This window comes from Dinoroseobacter sp. PD6 (assembly GCF_028807315.1).
GTDB classification, from domain to species: Bacteria; Pseudomonadota; Alphaproteobacteria; order Rhodobacterales; family Rhodobacteraceae; genus Dinoroseobacter; species Dinoroseobacter shibae.
Window position 1 is genome coordinate 349,895 of the sequence record NZ_JARAMN010000004.1, and the last position, 9,570, is coordinate 359,464.

Below are 9,570 nucleotides of genomic sequence, written 5' to 3' on the forward strand. Positions count from 1 at the left end.
GTTGCAATCGTTCTGGGTCAAGACTCAGGCCCGCACACCTTCGCGGGCGAGCCGGTCGCGCAGCACCTCGATCTCCACATCGAGGTCCGAGCGGTCATCGAGCAGCATCGCCTGGCTGCGCGCGGTGAAATTCGCGGTCAGATCGTCGAGCAAGGCGACATAATCTGCGCGCACGCTGGCATCGCGGTTGCGAGCATAGAGATCGGCGAACTTCACCGTCGCGTCCCGCGCGCCCATCAAATACACGCCCAGGTATTTCCGCGCCGCGGTCAGGTCACGCGGGTCTTCCTCCACCTGGCGGCACATCTCCCGCGCGGTGGCCTTGAACGCCTCGACCTTGACCTCCAGCTGCCGGTCGCCGGACCGCAGGATCGCATCCGACATCGCCTTGAGATAGGCCTCCGCCTCGTCCACGACCCGCGCCACGCGCTCGGTCTGGAAGGCATCGACCCCCTCCGCCCCCTTGTCGCGCAGCGGATCGATCCCGAAGGCCGCCAGGTGCAGCCCCGCGCCGAGCGCCGCGAACAGCCCGGCGCCCATCGCGCCGACCCCGTTGGACAGCCCGGCAAAGGCCAGCCCCACGCCGCACATCACCGCGGCAAAGATCTTGCGCGGGATCGCGGGGCGCTTGGCCACCTTGCGCGCGTCATAGGCCTCCTCGGCCAGAAGCCCCTCGCGCAGCATCCAGGCCGCGCCCAGCAACAGGACAAGCCCCCCGATGCTGTAGGACATCTCGGCCGCGGGTTTGCCAAAGGCCGTGAACCCGAGAGGAAGCGGCAGGAAAAACAGCGCATTGACCCGCGCGCCCACCCTGGAGCGGCGCGCATGGGCCACCGGGGCCACGGGCGGCGTCTGGTCGCCCGACCCGCCGGGGCTGTATTTGCCGCCGAACCGCTGGCTCATCCCAACCCCCCGCCGAGACCGGCATAGAGGATCAGCGCCGCCAACAGCGTATAGGCCAGAATCTGCAACCCGCTCGCACTCATATCTCGCCCCTGATCCCTGTTTGTCCTCAATATAGGCGGTGTCGCGTCCAGCGCCTAGCCCGCAACCCTGCCTAGGGGAGATTCTCGCCCAGCGGGCAGGATTTCGGTCGCCGCGGACAGGCCGCCGCCTGCCCGGACCCGGGCCAAAGGTTAACGCCCCGCGCGCAGGTTTCTCGGAATGCGCAACATAAAGCCTTGAAATTGCAGTGAAACCTTCCCCGCGGGGAAGGTTTTGGGCTCCACTCCCGCCCCGTGGCGGTGTTGGCCCTGTCCCCGCCTTAACGGCCCCGCTCCGGACGCGGCCGCGCCGGGGCCTTGCGCCGGGCCGATCCGGCCCGCGCGCCCGGCTTGGGGTCCGGTTTCGCACCTGGCTTGCCGCCCGGCTTGGCACCCGGCCGTGCATTCGGCGCCCTACTGGGCTTTCCCGTCGGCTTCCCACCGGGCGTTGCACCGGGCTTGCGCCCTGGGCCGCGTTTCGGCTTGGCCTGCGCGGTGCCCACGGGCGGCTCGGGGCTCTCCAGCCCCAATTGCTCGCGCAGGATGCGGCCCTTGATCTCCTCGACCTCGCCCGGTTTCAACTCGCCCAGCCGGAACGGGCCATAGCTGATGCGGATCAGCCGGTTCACCACCAGCCCCAGCGCCCCCATGGCGCGCCGGATCTCGCGGTTGCGCCCCTCGCGCAGCCCCAGGGTCAGCCAGGCATTGGCCCCCTGAAGCCGGTCGAGCCGCGCCTCCATCGGCTTGAACCGCTCGCCCTCCACCTCGATCCCCGCGCGCAGGGGGGCGAGGTCGTCCTCCGTGGGCGCGCCCTTGACCCGCACCCGGTAGCGCCGCAGCCAGCCCGTGGTGGGCAACTCCAGCCGCCGCTTGATCTCGCCATCGTTCGTCAGCAGCAGCAGCCCCTCGGAATTCAGGTCCAGCCGCCCGACGCTCATCACCCGGGGCAGGTCCGCGGGCAGGGCGTCGAACACCGTCTCCCGGCCCTTCTCGTCCTTCGCGGTCGTCACCAGGCCCACGGGCTTGTGATACCGCCACAGGCGCGGCGGCTCCGGTTCGGCGATGGGCGTGCCGTCGAAGGTGATCTTGTCGGCCTCCGTCACGTTCAGCGCGGGGCTGTCGACGGTCTTGCCGTTCACCGCTACCCGACCTTCGGCGATCAGGCGCTCCGCCTCCCGGCGCGAGGCGATGCCCGCGCGGGCCAGAACCTTGGCGATCCGGTCGCCGGGGGGAGTGGTGTTGTCAGCCATGCTGCGGGCTTAGCCGAGACCGGCGCCGCGCGAAAGCCCTCTCCACCTTGCCAAGCGGGGCGATCTCGCGGCATCACCCTCCCCATGTCGCCCTTCGCCCGCCATATGGACATCGCCCTCGCCGAGGCCCGCGCCGCCGCCGCCCGCGGCGAGGTGCCCGTGGGCGCGGTGCTGATCGATCCCGCGGGGAAGGTGCTGGCGCGCGCCGGCAACCGCACCCGCGAGCTGTCGGATCCCACCGCCCATGCCGAGGTGCTGGCGATCCGCGCCGCCTGCGCCGCCGCCGGGTCCGAGCGGCTGCCCGGCGCGGTGCTCTACGTCACGCTGGAGCCCTGTGCGATCTGCGCCGCCACCATCGCCGCGGCGCGCATCGCCCGGCTGGTCTATGGTGCCGCGGACCCCAAATCCGGCGGCGTGGCCCATGGCGCGCGGGTCTTCTCCCACCCCCAGAGCCACCATGTGCCCGAGGTCATCGACGGCATCGCCGCGGCGCAAGCCGAGGCGCTGCTGAAGGATTTTTTCGCCGCGCGACGCCCCTGACGGCCCATGGCACGGCCCGTCATGCGGTAACCTATTCAAGAACCGTAATGTTTCGCGCGCGAAACAAATCTCTGGAAGCCCTTGATCCAGCCCGGTTTTGCGAAAAAACTTGTCGGCGGATCAGCCCCGGACTGCCGTCCGGCTCTTAACCTTCTCGCCAGCAGCGCTATTCCGCAATCGGTGGCGGTCGCAGTCCGAACCACCGATCCCGTAGCCGGAAAGGCAACGCGTTGCGTTGCTCCGGTTCCTTGAAGGCCGGGGGCAGGGCGCTGATCTTCTGCAGCCGTCTCGCGAATTCGCGCGCGACGACCTCGTAATTCTTGAACTGGCGCTTTGTGTTGTTCACCTTGCGAAACCTGTTGATCGCGACCACCGAATGGTTCCAGGTCACAACCATTGGCTCTCCCCACCAGCGCATCAGGATCTCGTCGTCGAGCGTATCCCGGCGAATACCGAGCGCCACCGCCTCATGCCAGTTCCAAAAGGTGTTCATGTGATCCTTGTAGGTCTGGTCGGCATCGGTCCTGGGTTCGAGCAACGCATCGACCGTGATCCTGCCTTCGCGGAACTGGCGATAGGTCCTGACCGCGGCCCGATAGACGGGGTCGGACTCGAATTGCATGATGACGTCGAGCGTGTTCTTGCGTTTCGAAATCGAGCGTTGCGTGACGATGGCGAAGCTGGCGGCTGCAACGCCCAGAACAGCGCCGAGCGCCGTGGCGATCGGCACCAACAGAAAGGGCCACCATTGCGTTGGCGGCCCGTTCTCCAAAAGCTGGATGATCTGTTGTGCCTGCTCGGCAGTCACAGAATGGCACCTTCACGGGGCATGGTCTGGCCTCCTGCATGTTTCGGTTGAGGACATATTGACCCTTCCACAGATCATTTCAACCCCCACCTCACAGCTCGATCGTCTCCATCACCTCCGGCGTGCGCACATCCGTGCCCGGCAGCCCGTCGATCAGCGGCTGGGCCGATTGCGCCAGCAGGGGAAAGGTCTTGTAGTGGCACGGAATCACCGTCTTGAAATCGAAGAAGGTCCGTGCCGCGTAGGCCGCACGCTCCATGTCCATTGTGAAATGCCCGCCGCTGGCGAGGATGCCGATCTCGGGCTGGTGCAGGTCGTTGAACACCTTCATGTCCGCCATCACATCCGTGTCGCCCGAGACATAGACCGTCCGGCCCTCGCCCTTGATCATGAAGCCCGCCTCGGCGCCCGCATACATCGGCCCGTGATCCGTGCCGAGCGACGAGGAATGCACCGCGTTCACCATGGTCACCGCCACATCGCCCAGCATGACCGTGCCGCCCTTGTTGAAGCCCACGGTCTCGACCCCCTCGGTCTCGGCCCAATAGCTCATCAGGTCGTAGATCCCCACGATGGGCGCGCCGAGCTCCTTCGACAGCGCCACGGCATCGGCGGTGTGGTCGCCATGCCCGTGGGTGATCAGGATATGGGTCGCCCCCGCCAGCGCCGCGTCACGCCGATCCGCCGGAAACACCGGGTTGCCGGTGATCCACGGGTCGATCAGCAGCACCTGATCCGCGATCTCGATCCGGAAACTGCCATGCCCCATCCAGGTGATTTTCATCTGGTCTCTCTCCCTCTTGCACCTAGCTGCCAGCCTAGCAAGGAGGGACCAGAATGGAAGGCCTGCTGCGGCAGATCGACGGCTATTGCGAGCGGGTGGACCCGTCCTATTGGGCCGAGCCGGTCAATGCGCTGACCAATGCCGCGTTTCTGATCGCCGCCTGGGTGATGTGGCGGCGGATCGGCGCCGCATCCCTGCCCCTGGGCCGGGTGCTCTGCGGGTTGCTCGCGGCCATCGGGGTGGGCAGTTACCTGTTTCACACCCATGCGCAGGTCTGGGCGGCCCTGGCCGACGTGATCCCCATCGTGGGCTTCACCCTGGTCTATATTTTCGCGGCGAACCGGGACTTCTGGGGCTGGCGCGCATGGGCCTCGGCCCTCGGCGCCTCGGCTTATATCCCCTATACCGCCGCCCTGACCCCGGTGTTCGAGGCCCTCCCCTTCTTCGCCATCTCGTCCTTCTACTGGCCGCTGCCGGTCCTGATCTTCGCCTATGCGATCCTGCTGCGCCGCCGCGCCCCCGGGACCGCGCGCGGCCTCGCCATCGGGGCGGGGATCCTCTGCGTCTCGCTGACCTTCCGTTCCATCGACGAACCGCTCTGCGCCGCAGTCCCGCTGGGCACCCATTTCCTGTGGCATGTCCTCAACGGCGTGATGCTCGGCTGGATGATCGAGGTCTATCGCCGCCACATGCTTGCAGGCCCCGCATCCCAAGGCTAAACCCGCCCAAACAGTGCTGACCGGAGCCACACCCCCATGTCCATTGATATCGAGACCGCCCGCCGGGTCGCGAAGCTCGCCCGGATCAAGGTCGAAGACGACGCCCTGCCCGCCCTGGCGGGGGAGTTCAATCACATCCTCGGGTTCATCGAGCAACTCAACGAGGTCGACGTGGACGATGTCGAACCGATGACCTCGGTCACGCCCATGCGCCTGAAACGCCGCGAAGATGTGGTCACCGATGGCGACCAGCAGGCGGCGGTCCTGTCCAATGCGCCCGATGCCCGCGAGGGGTTTTTCGCCGTGCCCAAGGTTGTGGAGTAGACTCATGTCGGAGCTGTCCTCCCTGACCATCGCCGCGGCCCGCGACAAGCTGCGCGCCCGCGAGATCACCGCCACCGAGTTGACCGAGGCCTGCCTGGCGGAGGTGGAGGGCGCGGGTGCGCTGGGCGCGTTCGTGCACAACACTCCCGACCTGGCCCGCGCCCAGGCCGAGGAGGCGGATGCGCGGCTTGCGGCCGGAGATGCGCCCGCCATGTGCGGCATCCCGCTGGGGATCAAGGATCTCTTCTGCACCAAGGGCGTGCCGTCCCAGGCGGCCTCCGCGATCCTGGGCGGGTTCAAGCCGGAATACGAGAGCACCGTGACCAGCCAGCTCTTCGCCGCGGGCGCGGTGATGCTGGGCAAGCTGAACATGGACGAGTTCGCCATGGGCTCGTCCAACGAGACCTCGACCTATGGCAACGCGGTCAACCCGTGGCGGCGCGGCAACGAGGATACGGCGCTGACCCCGGGCGGGTCGTCCGGTGGCTCGGCCTCCGCGGTGGCGGCGGATCTGTGTCTCGCGGCCACCGGGACCGACACGGGCGGGTCGATCCGCCAGCCCGCGGCCTTCGTCGGGATCACCGGCCTCAAGCCGACCTATGGCCGCTGCTCGCGCTGGGGGATCGTGGCGTTTGCCTCGTCGCTGGACCAGGCGGGGCCCATGACCAAGGATGTGCGCGACTGTGCGATCATGCTGGGGGCAATGGCCGGGCACGACCCCAAGGATTCGACCTCTGCCGACCTGCCGGTGCCGGATTTCGAGGCGATGCTGACCGGCGACATTCGCGGCAAGGTGATCGGCATTCCCAAGGAATACCGCATGGACGGGATGCCCGAGGAGATCGAGGCGCTCTGGTCCCGCGGCGCCGAGATGCTGCGCGACGCGGGCGCGGAGTTGCGCGCTATCACCCTGCCGCACACGAAATACGCGCTGCCTGCGTATTACGTGATCGCACCCGCCGAGGCGTCGTCGAACCTGGCGCGCTATGACGGGGTGCGGTTCGGGCATCGGGCCAAGCTCGCCCAGGGCGACGGCATTACCGAGATGTACGAAAAGACCCGCGCCGAGGGCTTCGGGCACGAGGTGCAGCGCCGCATCATGATCGGGACCTACGTTCTGTCGGCGGGGTTCTATGATGCCTATTATAACCGGGCGCGGAAGGTGCGCGCCCTGATCAAGCGGGATTTCGACGAGGTGTTCGCCGCGGGCGTGGACGCGATCCTGACGCCGGCCACACCGTCCGCGGCCTTCGGGCTGGGCGAGATGGCCGAGGCGGACCCGGTGCAGATGTATCTCAACGACGTGTTCACGGTGACCGTGAACCTCGCCGGGCTGCCGGGGATCTCGGTGCCCGCGGGGCTGGACAAGCAGGGGCTGCCGCTGGGCCTGCAACTGATCGGGCGGCCCTGGGAAGAGGGCGACCTGCTCAACACGGCCTACGCGCTGGAGCAGGCGGCTGGCTTTGTGGCAAAGCCGAACCGCTGGTGGTAAGTTGGCACAAACGCTGATCAGAGGTCTTTGGAAATGCGCGGTTTATCCGGTTTGATTGGGGGGGGCTTGCTGGTCCTTGTGGCGGGCTGCAGCTCGGTGCCGCCGAACGACGTGATGACCGCGGAGCAACGGGCGCGGGATGCGGCCCTTGTCAGCGGTCAGCCGATGGCGTTCGCGGAGGACGGCACGCCGGTGGTGGCCGAGGGCGCGGCGGCGGTGGCGCCGGACCCGGATCTGCTGCGCCGGGGCGCGGGGATCTCCGACGAGAACGATTTCGACGCGGTATCGGACCGGGTCTCGATCGAGGCCGACCAGCAGCGTCTCGCCGCGCAACGCGAGATGTTCCAGGTGATCCAGCCCACCGCGCTGCCGGAGCGGCCCTCGGGCGACCTTGCGGCAATCGTGGAGTTCGCGCTGGCCACGTCGCATCCGGTGGGGCGGGCGGTCTATCCGCGCTCGACCCTGCGGATGGGCTCGGGGAGCAACTGCAACCGCTATTCCAACCCGAACGAGGCCCAGCAGGTGTTCCTGGAGGGCGGCGGGCCGGAGCGGGATCGCCGCGGTCTGGACCCCGATGGTGACGGCTATGCCTGCGGCTGGGATCCCACGCCGTTCCGGATGGCGGTGCGCAACTGATCCCCATTGCCGAGCAACGCTCGCCCAATTGCGGGCCGCGCCGGGACGGGGCGGTGCCGCGGCTGGTGGTGCTGCATTACACCGCGATGGCGGATGCGCAGGGGGCGGCGGACTGGCTTTGTGCGCCCCGGGCGCAGGTCTCGGCCCATTACGTGATCGCCCGGGACGGGGCGGTGATGCGGCTGGTGCCGGAGCATCTGCGCGCCTGGCACGCGGGGGCGGGGGCCTGGGGCGGCTGCACGGATGTGAACTCCGCATCGATCGGGATCGAGCTGGACAATGACGGGACCAGCCCGTTCAGCGCGCCGCTGATGGATGCGCTGGAGGGGCTGCTGGGCGATATACTCACGCGACATGGCATCCCGCGCAAAGGGGTGATCGGGCATTCCGACCTCGCCCCGGGCCGCAAGATCGACCCCGGCCCGCGGTTCGACTGGCGACGGCTGGCGCGGCGGGGGCTGTCGATCTGGCCCGAGGGGGCGGCGGCGGGCGCGGCGCCGGATCCTGCGCGTTTCGCAGCGGACCTCGCCCGGTTCGGGATGACGGCGGAGGTGGACGCGGAGACCCGGCTTGCGGCCTTCCGGGCGCGGTTCCGGCCCGGGGCGACGGGGCCACTGGCGCCCGAGGACATGGGGCTTGCGGCGGACCTGGCCGCGCGCTGGCCCGTTGACCCGCCGCCTGTCTCGGGCTAGGTCCACCGGGCGCGGGGGGCTGGATGGCCGCTTGGGCCGATGTTTCGGTTCGAGAGGAAAGTCCGGACTCCACGAAGAGACGGTGCCGGGTAACGCCCGGGCGGAGCGATCCGACGGAAAGCGCCACAGAGAACAGACCGCCTGCCACAGGGCAGGTCAGGGTGAAACGGTGGGGTAAGAGCCCACCGCGGGGCTGGTAACAGCCCCGGCACGGCAAGCCCCACCGGGAGCAATGCCAAATAGGGACCTCGTCGCGTCGCAAGGCGCGGGGCCGCTTCAGCCCAGAGGTCCGGGTTGGCAGCTAGAGCGGCCGGGCAATCGGTCGCCCAGAGGAATGGTCATCCACGGGGGTCCGCCCCCGGGACAGAATCCGGCTTACAGGCCCCTCCGCGCATACTGTAAACTTTTTTAGACTGTCAAACTGTCAGTTTTGTGTTACACTCCATCCTGTCCAGCAGCCCGAGAGGACAGAATGGAAGACATCCCCGGCAATTTTGGTCCGCGTTCGGGCCTGTTTGCGCTGGATCCTGCGACCTCGACCAAGAGCGAATCCATCCATCTGAGCTTCGTGCACGGCCTGCTGGATGTGATGGCCGCCAAGCTGGGGCAGAGCCTGCTTCTGATCAGTGACAACGGCACCATCCTGGCGGTGTCCGGCGCGGATGCGTTCCCCGGCGGCGACGATCTGCGCGGGGCGCGCTGGACCTCCCTGTGGCCGAAGGAGAGCCGGCCCCTGGCGCTGGGCGCGCTGGAGATGGCGGTGACCGAGCTGCGCGAACTGACCATCCAGATCTCGCGGATGCCCGATCCGGGCAGTGCCCAGTTCTGGGAGGCGGTGCTGAGCCCCTTGCCCCTGGGCGAGACGGGCACGGGTCCGGCGCGCAAGTCGGCGGTTCTGGTGGCGCTGCGCGAAATCACGGCCGCGCGGCGCGTGGCCCATATGCGGTCCCGGGCCGGATAGGCACCGGCGCGCGGCGGGATCGGTGTCGAATCGCGGTTGACAGCCGCGCGGGTGCCGGTAAAAGCCGGGGTTCAATCTGTTCGGGGGTCGTGGGACGACTCTCGCCCGCCCATTCTGCCAGGAGACCGCGACATGGCGAAGCCGACCACCATCAAGATCCGCCTCAACTCGACCGCGGATACCGGCCATTTCTACGTGACCAAGAAGAACGCCCGCACTATGACCGAGAAGATGGTCGTGCGGAAATACGACCCGGTCGCGCGCAAGCACGTGGAATACAAGGAAGGCAAGATCAAGTAATCTGCCCGCCCTTGCGATCCGACCCGACAAGCCGCGCCTCCGAGCGCGGCTTTCGCATTTTCGGGGGGGGACAGGCAGCGC

Annotated in this window: 12 protein-coding genes and 1 other RNA gene; 9 read left to right on the forward strand and 4 right to left on the reverse strand. The window is 68.1% G+C overall.

The genetic code is table 11. From position 1 onward, the window contains the following. Positions 1–24 precede the first annotated feature (24 nt). Positions 25–903 (reverse strand): 5-bromo-4-chloroindolyl phosphate hydrolysis family protein, encoded by an 879-nt coding sequence (locus tag PVW48_RS09775; protein ID WP_012179452.1) that lies wholly within the window; start codon positions 901–903, stop codon positions 25–27. A gap of 361 nt (positions 904–1,264) precedes the next feature. Further along, on the reverse strand, positions 1,265–2,233 hold the full coding sequence (locus PVW48_RS09780; RefSeq protein ID WP_274581196.1) for a pseudouridine synthase: 969 nt from the start codon (positions 2,231–2,233) through the stop codon (positions 1,265–1,267). Between the two features lie 84 nt (positions 2,234–2,317). On the opposite strand from PVW48_RS09780, the gene PVW48_RS09785 reads away from it, so the two are divergent. Then, positions 2,318–2,773, forward strand: coding sequence for a nucleoside deaminase (locus PVW48_RS09785; RefSeq protein ID WP_012179450.1), 456 nt, complete (start codon positions 2,318–2,320; stop codon positions 2,771–2,773). Positions 2,774–2,939: 166 nt separating this feature from the next. On the opposite strand, the gene PVW48_RS09790 is transcribed toward PVW48_RS09785, so the two are convergent. Together PVW48_RS09790 and PVW48_RS09795 are read right to left on the reverse strand one after the other, a co-directional pair. Beyond that, complete coding sequence (locus tag PVW48_RS09790) at positions 2,940–3,581, reverse strand: DUF4760 domain-containing protein (protein ID WP_274581197.1); 642 nt, start codon at positions 3,579–3,581, stop codon at positions 2,940–2,942. A 91-nt stretch (positions 3,582–3,672) separates the two neighbouring features. Beyond that, positions 3,673–4,365 carry a metal-dependent hydrolase gene (locus PVW48_RS09795; protein WP_012179449.1) on the reverse strand — a complete coding sequence of 231 codons (693 nt, stop codon included), beginning with the start codon at positions 4,363–4,365 and terminating at the stop codon, positions 3,673–3,675. A gap of 53 nt (positions 4,366–4,418) precedes the next feature. On the opposite strand from PVW48_RS09795, the gene PVW48_RS09800 reads away from it, so the two are divergent. The 8 genes from PVW48_RS09800 (at position 4,419) to rpmG (ending at position 9,489) form a co-directional block, all read left to right on the forward strand. After that, the gene (locus PVW48_RS09800; protein ID WP_274581198.1) at positions 4,419–5,084 is read left to right on the forward strand and encodes a ceramidase domain-containing protein; all 666 of its coding nucleotides are present in this window, start codon (positions 4,419–4,421) and stop codon (positions 5,082–5,084) included. Between the two features lie 36 nt (positions 5,085–5,120). Then, positions 5,121–5,408 carry an Asp-tRNA(Asn)/Glu-tRNA(Gln) amidotransferase subunit GatC gene (gatC, locus tag PVW48_RS09805; protein ID WP_012179447.1) on the forward strand — a complete coding sequence of 96 codons (288 nt, stop codon included), beginning with the start codon at positions 5,121–5,123 and terminating at the stop codon, positions 5,406–5,408. Between the two features lie 4 nt (positions 5,409–5,412). Continuing rightward, positions 5,413–6,900: an Asp-tRNA(Asn)/Glu-tRNA(Gln) amidotransferase subunit GatA gene (gatA, locus tag PVW48_RS09810; RefSeq protein WP_274581199.1), complete on the forward strand. Its 1,488-nt coding sequence runs from the start codon at positions 5,413–5,415 to the stop codon at positions 6,898–6,900. A 66-nt stretch (positions 6,901–6,966) separates the two neighbouring features. Beyond that, on the forward strand, positions 6,967–7,536 hold the full coding sequence (locus tag PVW48_RS09815; RefSeq protein ID WP_274581200.1) for a hypothetical protein: 570 nt from the start codon (positions 6,967–6,969) through the stop codon (positions 7,534–7,536). 62 nt (positions 7,537–7,598) lie between these two features. Continuing rightward, on the forward strand, positions 7,599–8,228 hold the full coding sequence (locus PVW48_RS09820; RefSeq protein WP_274581250.1) for an N-acetylmuramoyl-L-alanine amidase: 630 nt from the start codon (positions 7,599–7,601) through the stop codon (positions 8,226–8,228). 11 nt (positions 8,229–8,239) lie between these two features. After that, positions 8,240–8,623: RNase P RNA component class A (rnpB, locus tag PVW48_RS09825), an RNA gene on the forward strand. A 77-nt stretch (positions 8,624–8,700) separates the two neighbouring features. Then, positions 8,701–9,189 carry a PAS domain-containing protein gene (locus PVW48_RS09830; protein WP_274581201.1) on the forward strand — a complete coding sequence of 163 codons (489 nt, stop codon included), beginning with the start codon at positions 8,701–8,703 and terminating at the stop codon, positions 9,187–9,189. 132 nt (positions 9,190–9,321) lie between these two features. Beyond that, a complete protein-coding gene (rpmG, locus tag PVW48_RS09835; protein WP_012179442.1) occupies positions 9,322–9,489 on the forward strand; it encodes a 50S ribosomal protein L33 in 168 nt (55 codons plus the stop codon). Positions 9,490–9,570: the final 81 nt, after the last annotated feature.

Coding starts and splice junctions, on each gene's coding strand:
- PVW48_RS09775 (WP_012179452.1), bottom strand. CDS start 903: ATGAGCCAGCGGTTCGGCGGCAAATACAGCCCCGGCGGGTCGGGCGAC.
- PVW48_RS09780 (WP_274581196.1), bottom strand. CDS start 2,233: ATGGCTGACAACACCACTCCCCCCGGCGACCGGATCGCCAAGGTTCTG.
- PVW48_RS09785 (WP_012179450.1), top strand. CDS start 2,318: ATGTCGCCCTTCGCCCGCCATATGGACATCGCCCTCGCCGAGGCCCGC.
- PVW48_RS09795 (WP_012179449.1), bottom strand. CDS start 4,365: ATGAAAATCACCTGGATGGGGCATGGCAGTTTCCGGATCGAGATCGCG.
- PVW48_RS09800 (WP_274581198.1), top strand. CDS start 4,419: ATGGAAGGCCTGCTGCGGCAGATCGACGGCTATTGCGAGCGGGTGGAC.
- gatC (WP_012179447.1), top strand. CDS start 5,121: ATGTCCATTGATATCGAGACCGCCCGCCGGGTCGCGAAGCTCGCCCGG.
- gatA (WP_274581199.1), top strand. CDS start 5,413: ATGTCGGAGCTGTCCTCCCTGACCATCGCCGCGGCCCGCGACAAGCTG.
- PVW48_RS09830 (WP_274581201.1), top strand. CDS start 8,701: ATGGAAGACATCCCCGGCAATTTTGGTCCGCGTTCGGGCCTGTTTGCG.
- rpmG (WP_012179442.1), top strand. CDS start 9,322: ATGGCGAAGCCGACCACCATCAAGATCCGCCTCAACTCGACCGCGGAT.